Genomic DNA, 23,584 nt, shown 5'->3' with positions numbered 1-23,584 from the left:
ACCGACGCCGCTCACCGCGCCGGGCGCCGCTAGCCTCGCCCGGTGCCCCACCAGCCCGGCCAGACCGCCCCCCACCGCCCCGCACCCTCCGACGGCGGGCCGCTGCGTGACCCGGCCACGGGGGTCGGCTGGTCCGACGTGGCCGCGACCTACGCCCAGACCTTCGCCCTGCTCTGCGCCGGTGCCGTGGAGCCGCTGCTCGACGCCGCCGGCGTCGGTCGCGACGACCTGTCGCCGCGGCGTGCTGCGAGCGGGCCGGCGGCACCGGTCACCGGCACCGGTGGTCGTGGTCGCCCGCGGCTGCTCGACGTCGGCACCGGCACCGGGTCGGTGGCGGCCGCAGCCGTCGCCCGTGGCGCGCAGGTCACCGCGGTCGACCCCGACGCGGCCATGGTGGCGTGGACCGAGCGGGCGGTGCCCGAGGCCGACGTGGCGCGGGCGGGCCTGCCCGGTCTGCCGTACGACGAGGGCGCCTTCGACGTCGTCGTGGCGGGCTTCGTGGTCAACCACCTCGCCGATCCGCGCGCCGGCGTGGCCGAGCTCGCGGGGCTGGTGGCGCCCGGTGGGCGCCTCGCGGTGACGATCTGGCCCTCGGGGCAGAACACGCAGTCGCGGCTCTGGGCCGCCGTGCTCGCCGAGGCCGGGGTGGTGACCCCGCCCTCGGTGGGGCTGCCGCCCGACCGCGACTTCCCTCGCACGCCCGACGGCCTCGCCGAGCTGGTGGCCGCGACGGGTCTCGAGGTGGCGGTCGAGGCGGTGCGGTGGACCCACCGGGGCGACCCGGCGTCGCTGTGGGAGGGCGCCAGCGCGGGCATCGGCGGCATCGGCGCCACCGTGTGCGCCCAGGACGACGCGACCCGCCTCCGGCTGCGCGCCGCCTACGACCACCACGTGGCGGCCCTCGTGCACGACGGGGAGCTCGCCTTCGAGACCGAGGCCCTGCTGGCGGTCGGTCGTCGGGGCTGAGGCGACCGCCGCCGCCCACGGGGGACGTCGTGCGAAGGGTGGATGCGACTCCACGATGCGCCTGACGTGCGCGTCCGGGGCGGGCGGGGTCAGGCCCCGCGGGGCGGCAGCGTGGCGGCGTCGACCGAGCGGGTGTCGGCGGTGCGGAGGACCACCAGGGCGAGCACGCCGGCGATCGCGGCGCACACCGCGGCGCCGAGGAACACCGTCTGCTCCTGGGCGATGCCCGCCAGGCGCAGCAGGTCGCTGAACTCCTGGCACCGCCCCACGCCCTCGCCGCAGACCTCCACGATGGAGGGGATGGACTCCTCTTCGGCGTAGTAGCGGCGCAGGCCGATCGTGGTGAGGGCGGAGATGCCGACCAGCATGCCGACCATGCGGGCCACGACGACCATGGCGCTGGCCAGGCCGTGCACCGCGTCGTCGGTGGCGGCGAGCACGGCGGCGTTGACGGGGGCCAGCGCGAGGCCGAAGCCGAGCCCCGCGACGACGAGCGCGACCGTGTAGGACCAGCCCTCGAGGGTGTCGAGGTCCCAGCGCGACATCAGCACGAAGCCGATCGCCGCCAGCGCCATGCCGCCGGCGGTGACGACGCCCGCCGGCACGCTGCGGGTGAGGTAGCCGCCGAGCACCGCCCCGACCGGGAGCGCGACGAGGAAGCGCAGCAGCACCAGCGCCGCCATCAGCTGGGAGTCGGGGTAGGCCGTGGTGCGCGCGAAGAGCGGCACGTCGATGAGGGCGGCGATGAGCGCCGCGCCCACGAAGAAGGAGACCAGCACCGCGCCCCACGCGGGGGTGCGGCGCAGCGCACCGCGCGGCACGAGCGGGGCCGGGCTGCGGCGCAGGTGCACGACCAGCGCGAGGGCCGCGACGCCGGCCCCGAGGAGGTACCACAGCCCCTGGTCGGAGAAGACCTGGATCTTGGGGTCGGCCGTGGCGAAGGCGAGGATGACCCCGCCGAGCGCCGCGGCGAGGAACAGCGCGCCGACGACGTCGGCCTCCCGCAGGCTCCGCGTCCACGCGCGCAGGTCGACCAGCGGGTGGCGGGCCGTCGCGCAGCGCACGACGAGGAGCAGCAGGGCCACCATGGTCGCCACGCCGGCCGGGGTCAGCCAGCGGCCGTCACCGGCGTAGGGGATGAAGACCTGACCCCAGGTGACGTCGCGCAGCACCTGGGTGGGCCGCAGGAACACCAGCGCCCCCAGGGCGAGCACGGCCAGCGCCAGCACCACCCCGAGCGGGTCCGGCAGCCGTCGGCGTACGTCGCGCCCTCCGCTCGCGCCGGGGCCGGGCCCCGGGTCGGCGAGACCACCGGTGCGGGTCGCGACCACCCGCACCGCCGCGGCCAGGACCAGCCCGACGGCGAGGTTGAGCAGGAAGATGGCGCGCCAGTCGGCCACGGCGAGCACGGCGGCGCCCAGCAGCGGGCCGAGCACGCTGCCGATCTCCTGCACCGCCGAGACCAGTCCGAGCGGCACGGCGCGACGGTCCTTGGGGTAGAGGTCGGCCACCAGGGCCAGCGTGGCCGGCACGAGACCGCCGCCGCCGACGCCCTGCAGGAAGCGGCCGGCGACCATGCTGGGCAGGTCGTAGGCCAGCGCGGTGACCAGCGAGCCCAGGGCGAAGAGCACCAGGCAGGCCACCAGCACCGGCACGCGCCCGCGCAGGTCGGCGATGCGGCCGATGAGGGGCAGCATCGCGACGTAGCCGAGCAGGAAGCCGGAGATGATCGGCGCCGCCCGCTGCAGCTGGTCGGGGGAGAGGCCGACCCCGCGCATCATGTCGACCAGGGCGAGCACCACGACGTAGGTGTCGGCGGCCGCGAAGGCCACCGCGACCGCGGCGACGGTGAGCATGACGCGCGTCGCGCGCCCGGGGTGGCCCGCTCCCTCTGCCGGCCCGGCCGCCCCCGCAGACCCCGCCGACCCGGCCGACCCGGCCGGCCCCGCCGACCCGGCGCTCACGCCGGCCTCACGGGGCGGTGATCTCCTGCTCGATGCCGTACTGGTCGAAGTCGACGGTGTAGGTCACCTGGTCGTCGCCACCGTAGAAGGCTCCGGTGACGACCATCTGGCGCAGCTCGCCGTCGTCGGTGACGGTGTAGGCGACGTCGAAGTCGCCCTCGGCGGTGGGCAGGATGTTGGCGGCGGCGGTGCCCGGCACGGTGCCGGTGTACTCGGTGAGCACCTCGGTGTTGTCCTCGCCGCCGCGCACCTGGTCACCGGCCTCGACGTCGGTGGTCTGCGTCAGCAGCGACGAGAACCCGGCGTCGGTCGACAGCAGCTGCGCGGGGTCGGCGGGCGCGCCGTAGTCCGACGGGTCGACGACCTGGTAGTCGGAGGTCAGCGGCAGCTGGGCGTAGGTCTCGCCGTCGACCGCCACGATCGGCACGACCGGCTCGATGCCGCTGAGGCGCACGGTGATGGTGCCCTCCAGGGCCAGCGACGGCTCGTGGGTGCCGACCACGTCGGCGCCCACCAGGCCGGTCTCGCCCTCGGGCAGGCCGTCGGAGGTCAGGACCACGTGCACGCCCGGGGTGGAGTCGAGCTGCTCCTTGGCCTGGGCCAGCACCTCCTCGGGGGTCGCGTCGTCGTCGCCGGCGGCCCCCGAGCCCCCGCCACCGGTGCAGGCGCTCAGCGCGGTCAGCAGGAGGGCGCCGGCGGCGAGCCCGGCCGAGCGGCGGGCCGAGGCCGCGCGGGCCGGGTGGGGGGCGGGGGTGCCGACGCGGGCACGACGGGGCAGACGCATGGGATCAGCCTTCCACACCGTCGGGAGCCGACGGCCCGACTCCCGCACCGTCGTCGGCGCCGTCCCCCGGCCCGTCCGTCCCGCGACCGGTCGAGCCGCCCGTCGGGGCGACCCGCGCACCGACGGGGCCCGCCACGGCCGCCACCGGCTGGGCCACCGGCACCCCGGAGCCGTCGCGGCGTCCGGTGGCCTCGGGCAGGTCGACCGGGGCGCCGCTGGCCGCGGCGGCGCGGGCGGGGGCCGTGCCGGCCCAGGCGAGCACGAGGGTGTCCTCGCCCTTGAGGAAGCGGTGGCAGCGCACGCCGCCGGTGGCGCGGCCCTTGGTCGGGAACTCGGTGAACGGCGCGACCTTGACCGAGCCGGGCTCGGTGCCGGGCAGCGCGGTGGAGGAGCCCGACGCGGTGACCACCACGGAGCCCTCGGGCGCCGCGGGGTCGACCACGCCGAACCACGCGACCGTCTGCCCCGGGGTCAGCCGGATGCCCGCGATCCCCCCGCCGGTGCGGCCCTGGGGCCGCACCGCCTCGGCGGGGAAGTGGAGCAGCTGGGCGTCGGTGCTGACGAAGCAGAGCGTCTCCTCGCCGGTGGTGAGCTCGGCGGCCCCGACGACCTCGTCGCCGTCGGCGAGCCGCACCACGTCCCACTCGTCGCGGTTGAGCACCTCGGGGTTGACCCGCTTGACCACGCCCTGGCGCGTGCCGAGGGCGAGCCCCGGGCCGTCGGTGGCCAGGGTGCACAGCGCGAGGGGCCGCTCGCCGGGGGCGAGCTGGAGCATCTCGCTCACCGGCAGCCCGCCCTGGAGGTTGGGGTCGTTGGCCGAGGCGGGGATCACCGGCAGGTCGAGGACGCCCAGTCGCAGCAGCCGGCCCTGCGAGGTCAGCACGCCGACCTCGCCGCGGGCGCTGGTGGCCACGGCCGAGACCACGACGTCGTGGTTGGTGCGCCCACCGCCGACGCCCGGGGGCTCGGCGTTGCTCGAGCGGGCCAGCAGGCCGCTGGAGGACAGGAAGGCGAAGCACGGGTCGTCGGCGACCTCCAGCGGCACGCTCGCGGCGGTGACGGTCGTGCCGGCCGACTCCAGCAGCACGGTGCGGCGCGGGGTGCCGTAGGTCGTGGCCACCTCCGCCAGCTCCTCGGAGACCACCCGGCGCAGCATGGCCTCGTCGCCGAGGATCGCGTCGAGGTCCTCGATCTCGCGGCGCAGCTCCTCGCTCTCCTTCTCCAGCTCGATGCGGCTGAAGCGGGTGAGCCGGCGCAGCTGCATCTCGAGGATGTAGTCGGTCTGGGCCAGGCTCAGGTCGAAGACCTCCATCAGCCGGGCCCGCGCGGCGGCGGTGTCGTCGCTGGTGCGGATGACCTGGATGACCTCGTCGATGTCGAGCAGGGCCACGAGCAGGCCCTCGACCAGGTGCAGCCGCTCGGCCTTCTTGTTCCGGCGGAACTGCGAGCGGCGTCGCACGACCTCGTAGCGGTGGGCGAGGAAGACCTCGAGCATCTGCTTGAGACCGAGCGTGCGGGGCTGGCCGTCGACGAGCGCCACGTTGTTGATGCCGAAGCTGTCCTCCATCGGCGTCATCTTGTAGAGCTGCTCGATCAGCGCCTCGGGGTGGAAGCCGTTCTTGACCTCGATCACCAGGCGCAGGCCGTTGTCGCGGTCGGTGAGGTCCTTGATGTCGGAGATGCCCTGCAGCTTCTTGCCCTGCACGAGCACCTTGATCCGCTCGACGACCTTCTCGGTGCCCACGCCGTAGGGCAGCTCGGTGACCACGATCCCCTTGCGGCGCCCGATGGTCTCGATGCGGGCCGTCGCACGCATCTTGAAGGTGCCGCGCCCGGTCTCGTAGGCGTCGCGGACCCCGTCGAGACCCACGATCTTGCCGCCGGTGGGCAGATCGGGGCCGGGCACGAAGCGCATCAGGTCGTCGACGCCGGCCTGGGGGTGGGTGATGAGGTGGCGCAGCGCCTGCACGACCTCGACCAGGTTGTGCGGGGCGCAGTTGGTGGCCATGCCGACCGCGATGCCGGTGGTGCCGTTGACCACCAGGTGCGGGATCGCCGCGGGCAGCACCGACGGCTCCATCTCGCGGCTGTCGTAGTTGGGCCGGAAGTCGACGGTGTCCTCGTCGATGCTCGCCGTCATCGCCACCGCGGCCGAGGCCATCCGGCACTCGGTGTAGCGCATGGCGGCGGGGGAGTCGTCGGGCGAGCCGAAGTTGCCGTGCCCGTCGACGGTCGGCACGCGCATCGACCACGGCTGGGTCATGCGCACCAGCGCGTCGTAGATGGCGCTGTCGCCGTGCGGGTGCAGCCGGCCCATGACCTCGCCCACGACGCGGGCGCTCTTGACGTGGCCACGGTCGGGGCGCAGGCCCATGTCGTTCATCGTGTAGAGGATCCGGCGCTGCACCGGCTTGAGGCCGTCGCGGGCGTCGGGCAGCGCGCGGGAGTAGATGACGGAGTAGGCGTACTCCAGGAAGCTGCTGCGCATCTCGTCGCCGACGTCGATGTCGAGGATGTGCTCCTCGAAGTCGTCGGAGGGCGGGGGAGGAGCGGTACGCCTGGCCATGCGGCCCATTGTCCCGGTCGCCGCCGACGATCCGCGCACCCCCACGCCGCGCGCCGTCCCGGGGGTTGAGGAGCGAGCCCTGGCGAGCGTCTCGAAACCACGATTGCCGCCCCGGTGGTTGAGGAGCGAGCCCTGGCGAGCGTCTCGAAACCACGGCCGCGGTTCTCCACAGGCGCGCCCCGAGCCGGTTGTCGGCGTCCCGAGTCTGAACGAGGGTCGAGTCATGGGCTGGACCTACATCCTCGAGTGCGCCGACGGTTCCTTCTACGTCGGCAGCACCGTCGACCTCGAGCGCCGCGTCGGTGAGCACGACGCAGGGGTCGGTGCGGCCTACACACGGCGCCGGCGGCCGGTGCGGCTCGTCTGGTCGGCGCAGTACGCCTCGATCGAGGAGGCGTTCCGCTACGAGAAGCAGATCCAGGGGTGGCGCCGCGCGAAGCGCGAGGCGCTCATCAGAGGCGAGTTCGAGCTGCTGCCGCGACTGGCGAGCCGCGCGCGTCGCGGGTGAGGGACGAGGGCGGTTTCGAGACGGTCGCTGGCGCTCCCTCCTCAACCACCGGGGGAGGCGGGACCCGGTAGATTTCGGGGCGTGGACACCTCCTCGGCACCGATCCCCGCACCCCCGCGGCACTGGGAGGCCGACGTCCTGCTGCGCGACGGCCGATCGGCCCACATCCGGCCGATCACGCCCGACGACGCCGAGCTGCTGGTGGAGTTCTACTCCCGGGTCTCCGACCAGTCGAAGTACTACCGGTTCTTCTCCCCGATGCCGCAGCTCTCGCCGCGCGACGTGGAGCGCTTCACCCGGGTCGACCACCAGGACCGCGTCGCCTTCGTGCTGCTGCTCCAGCAGCGGATGATCGCCGTGGGCCGCTACGACCTGGTGCGCCCGGGGGAGGCCGAGGTCGCCTTCCTCGTCGAGGACGCCCACCAGGGCCGCGGCATCGCGCAGCTGCTGCTCGAGCACCTGGCCCAGGCCGGGCGCGAGCGCGGCCTGGAGAAGTTCGTCGCCGAGATCCTCCCCGACAACAGCCGCATGATCCAGACCTTCCGCGACGCCGGCTACCGCGTGGCCAGCGAGTACGAGGACGGCGTGCTGCAGCTGGAGTTCCCCATCGCGCCCACCGACACGGCGGTCGGCGTGATGCACGGGCGCGAGCACCGCGCCGAGGCCGCCTCGATCGAGCGCTTCTTCAACCCCCGCTCCGTGGCCATCGTCGGGGCCAGCCGCCGCCAGGACACGATCGGCCAGACCCTGGTGCGCAACCTCGTCAACGGCGACTTCACCGGGCGCGTCTACGCCGTCAACCCCACCGCCGGCGCCGTGTCGGGGCTGCCGGCCTACAAGTCGGTCTCCGACATCCCCGACGACGTCGACGTGGCCATCGTGGCCGTGCCCGCCGACGCGGTGCAGGACGTCGTGCTCGACTGCGCGGCCAAGGGCGTGCACGGGCTCGTGGTCATCTCCTCGGGCTTCGCCGAGACCGGCGAGGAGGGCCGCCAGCGCCAGCGTCGCCTGGTGGGGCTCTCCCGCTCCTACGGCCTGCGCCTCATCGGCCCCAACTGCCTGGGCGTCATCAACACCGACCCGGCGGTCTCGGTCAACGCCTCGCTGTCCTCGGTGATGCCGCCGCGCGGTCGCGCGGGCTTCTTCTGCCAGTCCGGTGCGCTCGGCTCGGCCATCCTGGAGAAGGTGCAGAACCGCGGCCTCGGCCTGTCGACCTTCGTCAGCGCGGGCAACCGCGCCGACGTCTCGGGCAACGACCTCCTGCAGTACTGGGAGGAGGACGACTCCACCGAGGTCGTGATGATGTACCTGGAGTCCATCGGCAACCCGCGCAAGTTCTCCCGCATCGCCCGGCGGGTCTCGCTGCGCAAGCCGATCGTGGCCGTGCGCTCGGGCCGCACCACCCAGGGCGTGCCCATGGGCCACGCCGTGCGCAAGATCGCCGCGCCCCCGCAGGCCGTCGACGCGATGTTCCGCCAGGCCGGGGTGATCCAGGTCGACGCCTTGGAGGAGATGTTCGACGTCGCCCAGCTGCTGGCCCACCAGCCGCTGCCGCGCGGGCGCCGGGTGGCCATCGTCGGCAACTCCGACGCCCTGGGGCTGCTCGCCGCCGACGCCGCCGCCGCGGTCGGGCTGGTGGTCAACAAGTCGGTCGCGCTGGGCGCCGAGGCCGGCGCCGACGACTTCGAGGACGCCCTCGACGCCGCCATCGACGACCCCGACGTCGACTCGGTCGTCGCGGTCTACATCCCCCCGCTCAACGTCTCGGGCGAGGAGGTCGCCAACGTGCTCGCCGCCATCGGCGAGCAGTCCGACAAGCCGCTCGTCTCGACCTTCCTCGGCGTCGAGGGCGTGCCTGAGCTGCTGCGCGTGCCCGACGTCGCCGGCTCCACCGCCGGGCGCGGCTCGGTGCCGTCCTACCCCGCCGTCGAGGCGGCCGTGCGGGCCCTGGCCCACGTCGTCGAGTACGCCGTGTGGCTGCGCACCCCCGACGGGGTGCCGCCGGACCCCGACGCCGTCGACCAGATCGGTGCGCGCAACCTGCTCAACGAGCTGCTCGCCGAGCACCCCGACGGCCTCGAGGTGCCGACCCCGGCCCTGCGCGAGCTGCTGGCGACCTACGGCATCGACCTGTGGACCGCCCACCCGGTGCACACCCTGGATGAGGCGACCGCGGCCGCCGACGAGCTGGGCTGGGACGTCGTGCTCAAGGCCACCGCCGAGCACCTGCGCGAGCGCCCCGACCTCTCCCACGTGTGGCGCAACATCGACGACCGGCGCGAGATGGCCGACGCCTGGCAGTCGCTCACCACCCTCATCGGCGACCCGGTCGAGTCGGGCTTCGTGGTGCAGAAGACCTCGCCGGTCGGCGTGCCGGTGGCCGTGCGCAGCATCGAGGACCCGCTCTTCGGCCCGGTGGTCTCCTTCGGCATCTCCGGGCCGATCATCGAGCTGCTCGGCGACAAGGCCTACCGCATCCCGCCGCTGGGGGAGCGCGACGCCGCGGCCATGGTGCGCGAGGTGAAGTCCTCCCCGATGCTCTTCGGCTACCGCGGCAGCGAGGTGGTCGACATCGGGGAGGTCGAGTGGCTCATCCGGCGGGTCGCCCAGCTGCAGAACGACCACCCGCAGATCAGCTCGCTGGAGCTGCCGCTGGTGCTCGCCGGGCCCCACGGCGCCTCGGTGCTGACCGGCCACGCCCGCATCGACCCGGTGGCCGACGCCCGCTCCGACTGGTTCGTGCGGCGCCTGCCCAGCGCCCCCGGCGACACCATCCCGAGCTGACCGCGCGCCGCCGCGGGGCGCGTGGCGGGCCGGGCCCCGTCACGCCGTAGGATCCCGGCCATGGTGATCTCCGACAGTGCGCGCCTGCTCTTCGTGCACGTGCAGAAGACGGGCGGCTCGACCATCCAGCGTGCGCTCGAGCCGGCGCTCCCCGACGCCCGCCAGGTCAAGGGGATCGACCGCCACGCGATGCTCGGCGGCATCCTGCGCGCCGAGCCCGACCTCACGCCGTACTGGACCGTCGGCTTCGTGCGCAACCCGTGGGCGCGGATGCTGTCGTGGTTCCGCATGGTCGAGCGCTTCCGCGACACCGAGCGCGACGGCACCCAGGTCATCGAGCGCAAGAACCAGTTCATGCAGGGCGTCGCCGAGAGCTGCCCCGACTTCGAGACCTTCATCATGAAGGGCCTCGACGAGTGGACCCGGCTCCAGACGCCGCAGGTGCGCTACCTCACCACCCGCACCCGCCGCGCCGACATGATCGGGCGCCAGGAGACCCTCGAGGCCGACCTGCGAGCCGTCTTCGCCCGCTTCGACCTGCCCTGGACCCCGCTCAAGAGCGTCAACGTCGACAAGTCCCGCCCCGACTACCACGACGAGTACACCGACGCGATGCGCCGGCGCGTGGAGTCGGTGTTCGCCAAGGACATCGCCGTCTTCGGCTACTCCTTCTGACGCCGTGCCCGACCGGCAGCCCGACCGGCAGCCCGACCGGCAGCCCGACCGGCAGCCCGACCACCGGGACCCCGCGCGCCGACGGGGTCCGCGGCGCTGGTCGCGCGCGGTCGTGACGCCCGCGGCGCCCGCGGCGGGGTCCGCAGCCGCCCGTGACACACTGACGACCATGCGCGCTGCCCGGACCGACGACCGCGACCGCACCCGGGAGCTGAGGGCGGCCATCGACCGCACGGGCTACTACCCCGAGGTCGTCTCCGACGGGGTCGCCACCGCCGTGGCCGGCGAGCAGGTGCTCGCCTTCTTCGTCCACCACGAGCCGACCTTCGAGCACGACGAGGTGCGCCGCCACCTCAGCGTCATCGTGCTCACGCCCTCGCGCCTGGTGTTGGCCCACACCGACGAGCACGCCGGCGACGACCTGCTGCCTGAGCCCTACACCTCGACCTCCACCGAGGCCGTGCGGCTCTCCTCGGTCACCTCGGTGGTCGTCACCCGCATGGTCGCCAACCCCACGTCGGGGCCCAGCCACCCGGCGGAGGCCGTCATGACCATCGGCTGGGGCGGCGTGAGCCGCCTCGACCTCGAGCCGGCCGGCTGCTCCGACCCCCAGTGCGACGCCGACCACGGCTACACCGGCGTCCTCGCCTCCGACGACTTCTCGCTGCGCGTCTCGGCCGCGGCCGACGGCGGCGAGGCCGTCGCCGGCCTGCTCGCCTTCGCCGAGGAGCTCTCGGCGCGCACCCACCTGGCCTGAGGCCCGACGTGCCCCCCGCCCCCGACGGGACCACCCCGCCCGGACCCCGCGACGCGCGCTTCCTGGAGCCGGCGTACGGCGTGGGCTCGCTGGGCGACGTCGTGCCGGCCGTCGCGGGCGCCCTGGGGCTGCCGGGCGACCTCTTCGCGGGTGGGCGGCCCGCGGGGCTGCTGCTGCCCGACGCGCCGGCCTACGTCGTCTTCCTGGTCGACGGCCTCGGCGCTCGTCTGCTGGAGCGGCACGCGCACGCCGCGCCGTACCTCTCCGCGCTGGCCCAGGGCCATGCCGCCGCGACCTGCGGGGTGCCGTCGACCACCGCCACGAGCCTGACCTCGCTCGGCACCGCGCTCGTGCCCGGCGCGCACGGCGTCGTCGGCTTCACCTCCCGCGTGCCCGGCACCGACCGGCTGCTCAACGCGCTGCAGTGGTCGAAGCAGGTCGACCCCACCGAGTGGCAGCCGCAGCGCACCGCCTTCGCACGCCTCGGCGCCGCGGGGGCCTCGGTGACGGTGGTCAACAAGCGCGAGTTCGCCGGCAGCGGCCTGACCGTCGCCGCCCACCGCGGGGCCGACTACGTGGGCGCCGACAAGGTCGGCGAGCGGATCGCCGCCGCGGTCACGGCCTCGGCGCAGCGCCCGTCGCTGACCTACCTCTACGACGGCGACCTCGACTGGACCGGGCACCGCCACGGCGTGGCCTCCAGCCAGTGGCTCCAGCAGCTGGCCATGATCGACGCCGAGGCCGAGCAGCTGCGCGAGGCGCTGCCCACCCACGTGCGGCTGCTGGTCGTCGCCGACCACGGCATGGTCGACGCCCCCGACGACACCCGCGTCGACGTCGACGTCGTCGACGCGCTGCGCGACGGGGTGGCCCTGCTGGGCGGGGAGGCCCGCTTCCGCCAGCTCTACTGCCAGCGCGGCGCCGTCGACGACGTCGTGGCCGCCTGGCGCGGTGTGCTCGGCGACCGGGCCGAGGTGCTGGCCCGTGAGGACGCCGTGGCGCGGGGCTGGTTCGGTGAGGTGTCGTCGTCGGTGCTGCCGCGCTACGGCGACGTCGTCGTGGCCTGCCACGGCGACACCGTGGTGCTCTCGTCGACCGACTTCCCCTACGAGACCGGCCTGGTGGGCTTCCACGGGTCGCTCACGCCCGACGAGATGCTCATCCCGGTGCTGATCGACTGACCCCGTGCGGGCGGTCCCGACTCCGGGGGTCCCGGCTCCGGCCGGGCCGGCCCGGGTCGCGTCGGGTCAGCCGAAGGGCAGCGGCTCGGGGGCCAGCGAGACCGCCTTGGCGCGCGCCGCGGTGAGGCGACGGCGGTGGTGCTGGCGGCACAGCACCTCGTAGGCGACGTCGGCGTCGGACTCGGGGGCCGCGGTGACCGGCGTGCCGTCCTCGGCCGCGGTCTGCTCGACGTCGCCGACCACGATCACCTCACCCTCGGTGACCATCACGCCGTTCTCGGTGCGGGCGTTGTGGGTGGCGCGCTTGCCGCACCAGCACAGCGCCTCGACCTGCAGCACGTTCATCCGGTCGGCGAGCTCCACCAGGCGGGCCGAGCCCGGGAAGAGCTGGGTGCGGAAGTCGGTGAGGATGCCGAAGGCGAAGACGTCGATCTGGAGCTCGTCGACGACCTTGGCCAGCTGGTCGATCTGGTCGCCGGTGTAGAACTGCGCCTCGTCGCAGATGAGGTAGTCGATGCGCCCGCCCTGGGTCAGCGAGGTGACGACGTAGCGCCAGAAGTCGAAGTCGGGGTCGACCTCGAGGGCGGCGTGCACCAGGCCCAGCCGGCTGGAGACCTGGCCGTTGCCGGCTCGGTCGCGGGTGACGAAGATGCGGCCCTGGCGGCCGCGTGCGGCGTGGTTGTGGTTGGTCTGGAGCGCGAGGGTGCTCTTGCCGGAGTCCATCGTGCCGGTGAAGAAGTGCAGTTCGGCCACGAGGGGTGATCCTGTCACGCCGCGTCCGGGCCGCACGCGGCAGGATGGGCGCCATGAGCGACCACCAGACCGGCCGGGGGAGCGACCTGCCCGGCCACCTGCCCGGCCACCTGCCCGGCGACCGGGGGAGCGATGGGGTCCAGGCCCCGCTGATCGGCGTCGAGGAGCTGCGCGCGCGGCTCGGGGAGGTCACGGTGCTCGACGTGCGCTGGCGCCTCGGCGGTCCGCCGGGCCGCCAGGAGCACGCCGCCGGCCACGTGCCCGGGGCGGCGTACGTCGACCTCGACGCCGACCTGGCCGGCCCCCCGGAGACCGGGCCGGGTGGCGGTGGGCGCCACCCGCTGCCCGGTCCCGAGGCCTTCGCGGCCGCGATGCGCTGGGTCGGGGTGTCGCGGGACCGGCCGGTGGTCGTGGTAGACGACTGGTCGAGTCGGGCCGCGGCCCGCGCCTGGTGGCTGCTGCGCTTCCACGGCCACCCCGACGTGCGCGTGCTCGACGGCGGCTGGTCGGCCTGGGTCGCGGCGGGCGGCCCGGTCGAGACCGGGCCCGTGACGCCCGTCCCCGGCGACCTGGCGGCGGACCCGGGGCACCTGCCCGTCGTGGGTCCGCAGGACGTGCCGGACGTGGCCGTGCTCCTCGACGCCCGCGCCCCCGAGCGCTACCGCGGCGAGGTGGAGCCGGTCGACCCGGTGGCCGGCCACGTGCCCGGCGCGGTCAACGTGCCGACGAGCGAGAACCTCCGCCCCGACGGCCGCTTCCGCCCGCCGGCGGAGCTGGCCGAGGTCTACGCCGCCGCGGGCGCGGTGCCGGGCGCCGAGGTGGCGGCGTACTGCGGCTCCGGGGTCACCGCCGCCCACGACGTGCTCGCCCTGGAGCTGGCCGGGGTGCGCGCGGCGCTCTACCCCGGCAGCTGGAGCGGCTGGGTCACCGACCCGACCCGCCCGGTCGAGCGCGGCTGAGCCGCGCCCGGGGCGCCCCCGGGCCCGAGGTCACCAGTGCACGCCCCTGAAGAGCCGCGCCAGCATGATCTGCTCCGACTCCCGGGCGGTGCCGTCGCCGCGGGCCGCGGCGGAGTCGGGGAAGACGTGGTAGGCCATGTTGAGCACCCGGAAGGCGAGCTTGGGGGCCAGCGTGTGGACCACGGCCCCGGCGTTGCCGAGGGCGGTGTTGATCTCGTGGGGGCGCTCCACCATCGCGGTGACGACCAGGTCGGCGGCCTGCGCCGGTGAGATGGTGGGGAACTTGTCGTAGATCTTGGTCGGCGCGATCATCGGCGTGCGCACGAGCGGCATGTGGATGCCGGTGAAGGTGACCCCGTCGCCCACCAGCTCGGAGCTGACGACGTTGCTCCAGGAGTCGAGCGCCGCCTTGGAGGCGACGTAGGCCGAGAAGCGCGGCGGGTTGGTCTGCACACCGATCGAGGAGACGTTGACGACGTGGCCGCGGCCCTGCTCGCGCATGGTCGGCAGCAGGCCCATCACCAGCCTGATCGCGCCGAAGTAGTTGAGCTGCATCGTGCGCTCGAAGTCGTGGAAGCGGTCCTGCGACAGCGCCAGCGAGCGACGGATGGAGCGGCCGGCGTTGTTGACGACGAAGTCGACCGAGGGCAGGTCGGCCACCAGCTGGGCGCACAGCGCGTCGATGGCCTCGAGGTCGGAGAGGTCGCAGGGGTAGACGTGGGCGCTGCCGCCGCGCCGCTCGATGACCGCGCGCGTCTCCTCCAGCTTGTCCTTGCCGCGGGCCACGAGCACGGGCACCCCGCCGGCCTGGGCGACCTTGAGGGCGGTGACCTGGCCGATGCCGGAGGAGGCGCCGGTGATGACCACGTGCTTGCCCTGCAGCGCCTGGCGCGCTGCGCGGTCGCGGCCGGTGGTCTCGTCGAGGTGCTCCTCCCAGTAGCCCCACAGCGTGCGGGCGTAGGACTCCAGGTCGGGCACGGCGATGCCGGAGCCGGCCAGCGCGCGCTCGGTGCGGCGGGAGTCGAAGACCGCGCTGAAGCTGGTGTGGGCCAGCACCTCGGCCGGCACGCCGGCACGCGAGGTGACCGGGTCCAGCACGGCCTGCACGAGGCCGTTGCCGACCACCTTGCCCAGCAGCGCGGTGGGACGCAGGGCACCGGGCAGCCGGCCCAGGGGGCCCGCCGTGGTGACCCGCCGGTCGAGCGGGGTCGCGAAGGTCGGGGCCCCGGCTGCGGCGCAGAAGGCGTTGACCATGTCGACGACGGGCTGCGGCTCGGGGTTGACCAGGTGGAAGGCCTCCCCGTCGTGGCCGGGCAGGTGGGCGAGGTGGTCCATGGCGGCCGCGACGTAGTCGACCGGCACCACGTTGGTGTCGCCCAGGTCGACGCCGACCAGGGGGAGCCACGACGGCAGGGCGTCGCGCAGCCGCTTCATCAGCGGGAAGAAGTAGTAGGGGCCGTCGACCTTGTCCATCTCGCCGGTCTGGGAGTGGCCGACGACGATCGCGGGGCGGTAGACCCGCCACGGCACGGTCGCCTCCTCGCGCACGATCCGCTCCGACTCGTGCTTGGTGCGGTGGTAGGCCGAGGGCAGGTGCTGGCCCTCGTCGAACATCGTCTCGTCGAAGCGCCCGCGGTGCTCCCCGGCCGCGGCCACCGAGGAGACCTGGTGGAAGCAGCCGACGCGCAGGGCCGAGGCCAGCTCGAGGGCGTGGCGGGTGCCGCCGACGTTGAGCGCCTCGTTGGTGGCGTCGTCGGCGGTCATGTCGTAGATCGCGGCGAGGTGGAAGAGGTGGTCGACCTCGCCGGCGTGCTCGGCCACCCAGGACGCCGCGACGCCCAGGCCGGGCTCGCCGAGGTCGCCGACGACGGGCACCACGCGCTCGGAGCCCCAGCGGCGCACCAGCGCCTCCATGCGCCCCATCGAGCCGGCCCGCACCAGCACGAACACCGTGCCCTCGCGGTGGTCGAGGAGCTCCTGGACGAGGTGGCGGCCGATGAACCCTGTGGCGCCGGTCACGAAGTACGACATGGCGGGAGGGTACTCGCTGGCAGGCCGCTGTGCCGCGGGTCGACGGCGTCGTCCGGCGCTCCGCCGGCGCGGCCCGGGTGGGGGCCCGGTGACGTCGCGACCGGCTCGGACGAGGGGGCGGCGAGCCGCTCAGTCCTGCTTGCCGCCGCCGAACATGATCTCGTCCCAGCTGGGCACCGAGGCGCGGCCGCGGCTCTTCTTCACCGGTCGCCGCACCGGCTCGGGCGCGGGCTCGGGGGTGGGCTCCGGAGCCGGCTCGACGGGTGCGTCGTCGAGGGCCGCGGCGTCGGCGGCCTCCTCGCGCTCGGAGGCGTCGAGGTCGGGGGCGTCGGGGCGCGCGCGGGGTGCGGCGGTGTCGAGGAAGGCCTCCAGCGGCGCCTCCGACCCGAGGTCGGCGGCGCGCGCGGCGCGCGCGGCGGGCCGCCCGGCGGCCGGGGTCTCGGCGGGTGCCGCTGCGGGTGCGTCGGTGGGGGAGACCATCTCGATCGCGTCGTCGCCGAGCGGGAGCTCCTGGTCGGCGTGGTCGACGCGGGTGCGCGGCGCGCGGGCGCCGGGAGCCGGGTCGGTGTCGCCCGCAGCCGGGGCCCCGGGGGAGTCGGGCGCGGCGGTGAGGCGGCGCTGGCGGGCGCGCTCGAGGTCGTCGTGGGCCTCGGGGGCGGGGGTCGTGGCGACGGCCTCGCCGACGACCCAGCGGGCGTCGTCGTTGTCGAGCAGCACGTAGTTGCCCGGCAGGTCGAAGGTGAACTCGGCGGTGCCCTGGCGCTCGGCGGCGGTGTACTGCGCCACGAGCGACCACCGGCCGTCCTCGCGGCGCCAGGAGTCCCACTCGACCTGGTCGGGGTCGACGTTGTGGGCGCGCAGGTGGGTGGCCACGGCGTCGCCGAGGGTCCGCGCGGTGGAGCCGTCGCCGCCGCGGCGGCGTACGGAGGAGCGCTGGGCGCGCTGGGCGACGTGCTCGCGCTCGGCGAGGACGGGGCCGGCGTAGGCCATGATCCGGTCGAGGCTGGTGCGGGCGGCCTCGGCGACGGCCTCGGGGGTCTCCCCGGCCCGGATCCGGGCCTGGATGTCGCGAGGGCGGAGGGCGCTGTCCATGGTGTTCTCCAACTGACCGGTGCGTGAGGTCTCTGCGCGCAGTGCGGCTCGCAGGGGTGCGTCGTTGTCGAGGGTGAACTCGACCCCGGCGTCACTGACCAGGAGCAGGTGCCTCCCGTCCTCGCTCACGCCGGCGAGGGTCAGGTGCACCATGGACCGAGCCTACGCCAGCACCGCCCCGCGGGCGCGGACTGGCTCGGCGCGCCCGCCGGGACCGGTACGACGGCCGCCGCCGCACCGGGGGCGGCCCGGCCGTCGTGCCGCGCGCACCCGCCACCGCGGGGCGGCCCGCCCCGCCCCGGTGCCCGGTCGACGTACCTGACCTGCGGTGACGGCGTCCGCGCGCTTTCCGCGCAACCGGTCGCGCGTCGGTAGCCTCCGGGCGTGAGCACGTCGGACCCCAGCAGCACGCTGGCCGCCACCCTGGTGGTCCTCGACCTGCTGGGCATCTTCGTCTTCGCCATCTCCGGGGCCCTCGTGGCGGTGCGCAAGGACCTCGACGTCTTCGGCGTGATCGTGCTGGCCGGGGTCACCGGGCTCGGCGGCGGCTTCCTGCGCGACGTGCTGATCGGGGCGGTGCCGCCCGCGGCCCTGGCCGACTGGCGGTACCTCCTGGTGCCGCTGGCCGCCGGGCTGGTCACCTTCGTCCACCACCCCGCGCTGGGCCGCATGGAGCGCCTGGTGACGGTCTTCGACGCCTTCGGGCTCTCGCTCTTCTGCGTGGCGGGTGCGCTGAAGGCCCTCGACTACGGCCTCGGTCCGCTGCCCGCCGCGCTGCTGGGCATGGCCACCGGGGTGGGCGGCGGCATGGTGCGCGACGTGCTGGCCGGGCGCGTGCCGGTGGTGTTCCGCGGCGAGCTCTACGCCATCCCGGCGCTGGCGGGCGGCGCCGTGGCCGTGGTCGGTGTGCGCGCCGACCTGCCGACCGTGGCCGTCTCGGTCGCCGGGGCCGCGGTCTGCCTGGCCTGGCGGCTGCTCGCGGTGTGGCGCGGGTGGCAGGCGCCGCTGCCGCGCGGCTCGGCCAGCGTCTAGGCCAGCGTCCAGGACCGGCCAGCCGACCAGCCAGCCGTCGGGCTCCACGACGAGGAGGACCGCAGCGTCGAGCCACGCCCCAGCGGCTCGCTCGGCCGGGTGCGGCGTACCCCTGTTCTCCCGGTGGGGCGAGAAGTGGCGGCAGACGACGGGTCGGAGGGCCGCGGGGCTGTCGTTCGCCGCCACTTCCCGGTCCTGGGTCACTCGCCCGACCGGCGGTCCGGTCCGGACGGCGAGGCCCGCCGGGCCGCGGCGTCGAGCCATGCGCCCGCGGTCCGCTCGGCCGCTCGGCCGGGTACGGCGCAACGCTGTCCTGCCGGTGGGGCGAGAAGTGGCGGCGGACGACGGGTCGGGGGGCCGCGGGGCTGTCGTTCGCCGCCACTTCTCGGTCCTGGCTTGCTGGCCCGGGCGGCGTCCCGGGCCGGACGGCGAGGCCCGCCGGACCTCGGCGTCGAGCCATGCGCCCGCGGTCCGCTCGGCCGCTCGGCCGGGTACGGCGCAACGCTGTCCTCCCGGTGGGGCGAGAAGTGGCGGCGGACGACGGGTCGGAGGGCCGCGGGGCCGTCGTTCGCCGCCACTTCCCGGTCCTGGCTGGCTGGCCCGGCCGGTCCGGACTTTGATGCCCACCGGACCGCGGCACGGTCGGGCCCCTTCGGCTGGATCCCTCGGCCGGGCCCCTCAGCCGGGCGGCCGCAGCGGGTCGGGCTCGACGGGGGCGGAGCTCGGCACGGCGCGACCACCGGGGTCGGTCGCGGCGGCCGTCGCGGCGCCGGCACCGGTGGTGGTGTCGCCGCGGGTGAGGTCGTCGTGGGGGGCGTCGCCCGCCGACGCGGCGGTGGGCTCCGCGTCGTCGCCGCGGGGCAGCAGCTGGGCGGCGACGGCGGCGAGCAGCCCGGCCACCACCGGCACGAGGTAGGCGGCGGAGGCCCCGCGGGCGTCGACGACCACGCCGCTGAGCGTCGCACCGGGCGCGACGCCGGCCACGAGGCCGGTCTGCATGATGGCCATGCCCTCGGTGAGGCGTCCGGGCGGCACCGTGCGCTCGGTGAGCGAGAGGGTGGCGACCAGCGTGGGGGCGATCGCCACGCCGCCCACGAGCAGCAGCAGGCCCATCGCGACCATCGAGTCGACGAACAGCAGCGGCACCATGGCCGCCGCCATCGCCAGCGACCCCCACCGCACCCGCACGGCGGGGCCCCGGCGCCAGGTGATGGCCCCGGTGACGACGCCCGAGAGCAGGCTGCCCAGGGCCCACAGCGCGAGCAGCGCGCCCGCCCAGGCCTTGGCGTCCTGCTCCTCGGAGAAGGCGACGGTGGTGACCTCGGCGGCGCCGAAGAGCACCCCGAGCGCCGCGCTGACGACCGCGAGCGGGGCCACCGTGCGCCACGGCATGGCGGGGCGGGGCCCGGTGGCGGCGTCGTGGCGCTGCCGGGGCGGCTCGGTGGCGCGCTGCGAGGCGAAGAAGAGACCGCCGGCGACACCGGCGACGACCGCGACGGCCAGGCCGGCCACCGGGTGCACCGCGGTGGCCAGCAGGGTCACGGTGATCGGACCGAGGATGAAGCAGGCCTCGTCGACGACCGCCTCGAGGGCGAAGGCGGTCTGCACGTCGGTGGGCCGGGAGAGCACGTGGGACCAGCGGGCACGCACGCAGGAGCCGATCTGGGGCAGCGTTCCGCCCGCGACCGCCGCCGCGGCGTAGGTGGTGGCCATCGGCCAGCCGTCCTGCACCGACCAGACCAGCAGCACCATGGCGACGCCGAAGAGCACGCTGGCGGTGCTGAGCACCAGGCCCTGGCCGAGCCGGTCGACCAGGCGGCCCTGGGCGATCGCCAGCAGCGCGTTGGCGACCATGTAGGCCGCCGAGACCGCACCGGCCACGCCGTAGGAGCCGGTAGAGGCCTCGACCAGCAGCACGATGCCCAGGCCGGCCATCGAGATGGGCAGGCGAGCGACCAGACCGGTCAGGGAGAAGAGCAGGGCGCCCGGCTCGCGCAGCACCCGCTGGTAGGACGACAGCATCACCGCGAGCCTAGGTCGCGCCGGGGACGCGGGACCAATCCCAGCCGGGGCGTGACACGGGTCGCACGCCCCGGCGCCGAGGCGAGCCCGAGGGGTGAGGGACGCCGGGGCCGCGCACCTACGATGAAGGGCGTGAGCAACGACCCCGCGGATGTCCTGACCGACGTCGACGTGACCCCGTACGACGCCCTCCTGCTGGTCTCCTTCGGCGGCCCGGAGGGCCCCGACGACGTCGTGCCCTTCCTGGAGAACGTCACGCGGGGGCGCGGCATCCCCCGCGAGCGGCTCGAGGAGGTCGGCAAGCACTACCACCTCTTCGGCGGTCGCTCGCCGATCAACGACCAGAACCGTGACTTCCTGACCGCGCTGCGCGCCGACCTGGCCGAGGCCGGCATCGACCTGCCGGTCTACTGGGGCAACCGCAACTGGGACCCCTACCTCAAGGACACCCTGGCCCGGATGGCCGCCGACGGCGTGACCCGCGCGGCCTGCTTCGTGACCAGCGCCTACTCCTCGTGGAGCAGCTGCCGGCAGTACCGCGAGAACCTCTGGGACGCTGTGGAGGGCCTCGAGGGGGCGCCGCGCCTGGACAAGCTGCGCCACTACTTCAACCACCCCGGCTTCGTGGAGCCCAACGTCGACGCCGTGCTGGCCGCGCTGGCCGACCTCCCCGACGACGTCCGCGACGGCGCCCACCTGGCCTTCGTGACCCACTCGATCCCGCTGTCGATGAACGACGCCAGCGGTCCGCCCGAGCAGGGCGGTGGCGCCTACGTGCGCCAGCACCTCGACGTCGCCGACGTGATCACCCGCCGCGTCGCCGAGGAGACCGGCCGCACCCACCCCCACGAGCTGGTCTTCTGCTCGCGCTCGGGCGCCCCGCACATCCCGTGGCTCGAGCCCGACGTCAACGACCACCTCGAGAAGCTGCACGGCGACGGCGTCCCGGCGGTCGTGATGGTGCCGGTCGGCTTCGTCTCCGACCACATGGAGGTCATCTACGACCTCGACACCGAGGCCATGGAGACCGCCGCCGAGCTGGGCCTGCCGGCGCGGCGCGCCGCCACCGCCGGCACCGACCCGCGCTTCGTTGCCGCCGTGCGCGACCTGCTGGTCGAGCGCGCCACCGTCGAGCGCGGCGGCGAGGTCGCCCGTGCGGCGGTCGGCTCGACCGGACCGATGTGGGACCGCTGCCCCCGCACCTGCTGCTCCAACCCCCGCGCCGAGCGCCCCGCCCTGTGCGGCTCCGACCCGGTGCCGGCCGACGCCGCGGCCACCGTGCCGGGCCAGGCCGTGGTCGTCGCGTGAGCGGTCCCGCGGACCGCTCCGCACCGGCCGCTCCCGCCGACCTCGCCGCGATCGCCCTCGCGGTGGCCCGGGAGGCCGCCGAGCTGGTGCGCGAGCGTCGGGCGCGCGGGGTCGAGGTCGCCGCGACCAAGACCAGCGACATCGACATCGTCACCGAGGTCGACCGCGCCAGCGAGGTGCTCATCCGCCGGCGCCTGCTGGAGCACCGCCCCGACGACGCGATCCTGGGCGAGGAGGGCGACGACCACGCCGGCAGCTCCGGGGTGCGCTGGGTCGTGGACCCCATCGACGGCACGGTCAACTTCCTCTACGGCATCCGCCAGTACGCCGTCTCCATCGCGGCCGAGCGCGACGGGGAGGTGGTCGCCGGCGTGGTGCTCAACGTGGCCGACGGGCACACCTACCTCGCCCACACCGGGCCGGCCGGTGCCGACGACCGCACGGGCGCGGTGGCGACCCGCGACGGCGAGCCGATCGCGGTGCGCGCCGCCCAGCCCCTCGCGGAGATGCTCGTGGGCACGGGCTTCTCCTACGACCGTGGCGTGCGGGTGCTCCAGGCGCAGGCCCTCGTCGAGCTGCTGCCGCGCGTGCGCGACGTACGCCGCCTGGGCTCGGCCGCGCTCGACCTGTGCGCCGTGGCCGAGGGCAGCCTCGACGCCTACGTCGAGGAGGGCGTGCAGCCCTGGGACCACGCCGCCGGCGGGCTCGTCGCCCGGCTGGCGGGCGCGCGCACCGAGCTGCTCACCGGGGTCGGTGGCCTGCCGCTCATGGTCGCCGCGGGCGCTGAGACCTTCGACACCTTCCGCGACGCCGTGCACGGCGCCGGGTTCGCCGCGGGCGGGCCCACCGCCCCTGCCACGCCCCCCACCGCCACCGGAGCAGGGCTGTGACCTGCGCCGACGCGGCCGGGACGAGCCGGTCGGCCGGCGCCACGACGGGGAACCGGTGGGCGGACACCAGGAATAGCGTGACGTCACCGGATGTTCACGCGTCGCCACACCAGACCGGTGTGCGCGAGCCGGACCCGATGGTGCACAATCTGGCGCCGACGAGGACCGACCGGCAGGACGAGGGGAGTGACTGACGATGGCGACTGACTACGACGCACCGCGCAAGAACGAGGAAGACCAGTCCGAGGAGAGCATCGAAGAGCTCAAGGCGCGTCGCCACGACAAGAACTCCGGCAAGGTCGACGAGGACGAGGCCGAGGCCGCAGAGGCCTTCGAGCTCCCCGGCGCCGACCTGTCGCACGAGGAGCTCGCGGTCGAGGTGAAGCCCAAGCAGGACGACGAGTTCACCTGCATGAGCTGCTTCCTGGTGCACCACCGCTCGCAGCTGGCCGACAGCAAGAAGATGATCTGCTTCGACTGCGAGTGAGCACGCCCGCGCCGCGCACGGCCTGCGCTGCGCCGCACGACGCGACGAGGGCCGCACCCCCAGGGTGCGGCCCTCGTGTCGTGCCGGCCGTGCGGAGCTGGTCCCAGGCCGGGGTCAGCTGGTGGGCGTGGAGGCCTTGGAGGCGTCCTGGCCGTCCTTCTGCAGCTCGGCGGGCAGGTGGCCGGTCGACTTGGCGTAGTAGTGCGCGGCCTTGCGGGCGGCCAGCATGCGCGCGATCTGGATGAAGGTGCCGCTCGCGGCCGCCCAGGCGACGGCCTCCCAGATCTCCACGTCGGGGTCGGCGGGGTTGGCGGGCGGGTTCTTGCCCGTCGCGGCCTTCCACGAGGTGTTGAGGGTCTTCTTGGCCACCGTCGCCGCGCCGATCGCCGCGGCGAGGGAGAAGACGGACCAGATCTTGGAGGAGCCACCAGATGCCATGACGCCGACCTTACCGCCGCTCAGCCGGCGTGCTGCTCACCCTGCGCGGTGGTCGGGCCCGGTCCGTGCGCCCCGCGGGGCGACGCCGCGGCCGCGGTGAGCGCGGCGGCCAGGGCGTCGGGACGCCGGGTGCTGAGCAGCCAGTACGGCGTGGGGTCGGCCGGGTCGGTGAGGTGCACCCGCACCGCGCGCTTGCGGTAGGGCCGCAGCAGCAGGAAGGCGCGGGCGTCGGCGTCGCGACCGGCCGCGAGGCGGGCCGCCTCGGGGGTGAGCGGCTCCACGGCACCGACGTGCTCCAGACCGATGCGGGCGCGGCCCGCACGCAGCTCGCCGCCGGCGACGCTGATGACGGCGTTGCCGTAGGCGAGCAGGAGGGCGGCCATGAGG

20 protein-coding genes are annotated in these 23,584 nt (G+C 75.0%); 11 read left to right on the top strand and 9 right to left on the bottom strand.

What is annotated here, in order from left to right; all coding sequences use genetic code 11:
- The first annotated feature begins 42 nt into the window (after positions 1 to 42).
- Positions 43 to 966: a class I SAM-dependent methyltransferase gene (locus tag LPA27_RS10465; RefSeq protein WP_228942380.1), complete on the top strand. Its 924-nt coding sequence runs from the start codon at positions 43 to 45 to the stop codon at positions 964 to 966.
- 89 nt (positions 967 to 1,055) lie between these two features.
- Here the strand turns inward: LPA27_RS10465 and LPA27_RS10460 are convergent, their stop codons facing one another.
- The 3 genes from LPA27_RS10460 to LPA27_RS10450 all read right to left on the bottom strand — a co-directional run bounded on the left by LPA27_RS10460 (position 1,056) and on the right by LPA27_RS10450 (position 6,280).
- A complete protein-coding gene (locus tag LPA27_RS10460; RefSeq protein WP_228942379.1) occupies positions 1,056 to 2,822 on the bottom strand; it encodes an MFS transporter in 1,767 nt (588 codons plus the stop codon).
- 115 nt (positions 2,823 to 2,937) lie between these two features.
- Positions 2,938 to 3,714: an LppX_LprAFG lipoprotein gene (locus LPA27_RS10455; protein WP_056904472.1), complete on the bottom strand. Its 777-nt coding sequence runs from the start codon at positions 3,712 to 3,714 to the stop codon at positions 2,938 to 2,940.
- A gap of 4 nt (positions 3,715 to 3,718) precedes the next feature.
- The gene (locus LPA27_RS10450) at positions 3,719 to 6,280 is read right to left on the bottom strand and encodes a DNA gyrase/topoisomerase IV subunit A (RefSeq protein ID WP_228942378.1); all 2,562 of its coding nucleotides are present in this window, start codon (positions 6,278 to 6,280) and stop codon (positions 3,719 to 3,721) included.
- A 223-nt stretch (positions 6,281 to 6,503) separates the two neighbouring features.
- On the opposite strand from LPA27_RS10450, the gene LPA27_RS10445 reads away from it, so the two are divergent.
- From LPA27_RS10445 to LPA27_RS10425, 5 genes are all read left to right on the top strand, one after another.
- Positions 6,504 to 6,788 (top strand): GIY-YIG nuclease family protein, encoded by a 285-nt coding sequence (locus LPA27_RS10445; RefSeq protein ID WP_056904471.1) that lies wholly within the window; start codon positions 6,504 to 6,506, stop codon positions 6,786 to 6,788.
- 81 nt (positions 6,789 to 6,869) lie between these two features.
- Complete coding sequence (locus tag LPA27_RS10440) at positions 6,870 to 9,572, top strand: GNAT family N-acetyltransferase (protein WP_228942377.1); 2,703 nt, start codon at positions 6,870 to 6,872, stop codon at positions 9,570 to 9,572.
- Between the two features lie 60 nt (positions 9,573 to 9,632).
- On the top strand, positions 9,633 to 10,247 hold the full coding sequence (locus LPA27_RS10435) for a sulfotransferase family 2 domain-containing protein (protein WP_056862578.1): 615 nt from the start codon (positions 9,633 to 9,635) through the stop codon (positions 10,245 to 10,247).
- 169 nt (positions 10,248 to 10,416) lie between these two features.
- Positions 10,417 to 11,004: a DUF5998 family protein gene (locus LPA27_RS10430; RefSeq protein WP_056862957.1), complete on the top strand. Its 588-nt coding sequence runs from the start codon at positions 10,417 to 10,419 to the stop codon at positions 11,002 to 11,004.
- Between the two features lie 8 nt (positions 11,005 to 11,012).
- Positions 11,013 to 12,185, top strand: a complete 1,173-nt coding sequence (locus LPA27_RS10425) for an alkaline phosphatase family protein (protein ID WP_056862579.1) — start codon at positions 11,013 to 11,015, stop codon at positions 12,183 to 12,185.
- A gap of 66 nt (positions 12,186 to 12,251) precedes the next feature.
- Here the strand turns inward: LPA27_RS10425 and LPA27_RS10420 are convergent, their stop codons facing one another.
- Positions 12,252 to 12,938 (bottom strand): thymidine kinase, encoded by a 687-nt coding sequence (locus tag LPA27_RS10420; protein ID WP_056904469.1) that lies wholly within the window; start codon positions 12,936 to 12,938, stop codon positions 12,252 to 12,254.
- 53 nt (positions 12,939 to 12,991) lie between these two features.
- On the opposite strand from LPA27_RS10420, the gene LPA27_RS10415 reads away from it, so the two are divergent.
- Positions 12,992 to 13,897 carry a sulfurtransferase gene (locus LPA27_RS10415; protein WP_228942376.1) on the top strand — a complete coding sequence of 302 codons (906 nt, stop codon included), beginning with the start codon at positions 12,992 to 12,994 and terminating at the stop codon, positions 13,895 to 13,897.
- Positions 13,898 to 13,927: 30 nt separating this feature from the next.
- Here LPA27_RS10415 and LPA27_RS10410 read toward each other — a convergent pair whose 3' ends face one another.
- Together LPA27_RS10410 and sepH are read right to left on the bottom strand one after the other, a co-directional pair.
- Entirely contained in the window at positions 13,928 to 15,928 is a 2,001-nt protein-coding gene (locus LPA27_RS10410; RefSeq protein ID WP_228942375.1) for an SDR family oxidoreductase, read from the bottom strand.
- Between the two features lie 129 nt (positions 15,929 to 16,057).
- A complete protein-coding gene (gene sepH / locus LPA27_RS10405; RefSeq protein ID WP_228942374.1) occupies positions 16,058 to 17,173 on the bottom strand; it encodes a septation protein SepH in 1,116 nt (371 codons plus the stop codon).
- Between the two features lie 231 nt (positions 17,174 to 17,404).
- Here sepH and LPA27_RS10400 point away from each other — a divergent pair, with 231 nt between their 5' ends.
- Positions 17,405 to 18,052, top strand: a complete 648-nt coding sequence (locus LPA27_RS10400) for a trimeric intracellular cation channel family protein (RefSeq protein ID WP_228942373.1) — start codon at positions 17,405 to 17,407, stop codon at positions 18,050 to 18,052.
- A gap of 678 nt (positions 18,053 to 18,730) precedes the next feature.
- Here LPA27_RS10400 and LPA27_RS10395 read toward each other — a convergent pair.
- Positions 18,731 to 20,074, bottom strand: coding sequence for an MFS transporter (locus LPA27_RS10395; protein WP_228942372.1), 1,344 nt, complete (start codon positions 20,072 to 20,074; stop codon positions 18,731 to 18,733).
- A gap of 132 nt (positions 20,075 to 20,206) precedes the next feature.
- On the opposite strand from LPA27_RS10395, the gene LPA27_RS10390 reads away from it, so the two are divergent.
- From LPA27_RS10390 to LPA27_RS10380, 3 genes are all read left to right on the top strand, one after another.
- On the top strand, positions 20,207 to 21,382 hold the full coding sequence (locus tag LPA27_RS10390; protein ID WP_228942371.1) for a ferrochelatase: 1,176 nt from the start codon (positions 20,207 to 20,209) through the stop codon (positions 21,380 to 21,382).
- Entirely contained in the window at positions 21,379 to 22,272 is an 894-nt protein-coding gene (locus LPA27_RS10385; RefSeq protein WP_228942370.1) for an inositol monophosphatase family protein, read from the top strand. Before LPA27_RS10390 ends, LPA27_RS10385 begins: the two co-directional genes overlap by 4 nt.
- Positions 22,273 to 22,468: 196 nt before the next feature.
- The gene (locus LPA27_RS10380; protein WP_056862587.1) at positions 22,469 to 22,759 is read left to right on the top strand and encodes a DUF4193 domain-containing protein; all 291 of its coding nucleotides are present in this window, start codon (positions 22,469 to 22,471) and stop codon (positions 22,757 to 22,759) included.
- Between the two features lie 114 nt (positions 22,760 to 22,873).
- On the opposite strand, the gene LPA27_RS10375 is transcribed toward LPA27_RS10380, so the two are convergent.
- Together LPA27_RS10375 and LPA27_RS10370 are read right to left on the bottom strand one after the other, a co-directional pair.
- The gene (locus LPA27_RS10375) at positions 22,874 to 23,197 is read right to left on the bottom strand and encodes a DUF4235 domain-containing protein (protein ID WP_056862588.1); all 324 of its coding nucleotides are present in this window, start codon (positions 23,195 to 23,197) and stop codon (positions 22,874 to 22,876) included.
- 20 nt (positions 23,198 to 23,217) lie between these two features.
- Positions 23,218 to 23,584, bottom strand: a 367-nt coding sequence (locus LPA27_RS10370) for a DUF3093 domain-containing protein (protein ID WP_228942369.1), incomplete at its 5' end; no start/stop codon positions are given.

Source organism: Nocardioides sp. Leaf374 (assembly GCF_916862475.1).
Taxonomy (GTDB): Bacteria; Actinomycetota; Actinomycetes; order Propionibacteriales; family Nocardioidaceae; genus Nocardioides; species Nocardioides kribbensis.
The sequence above is the reverse complement of the archived record's forward strand: the minus strand, read 5'-3'. Positions and strand labels throughout refer to the sequence as shown.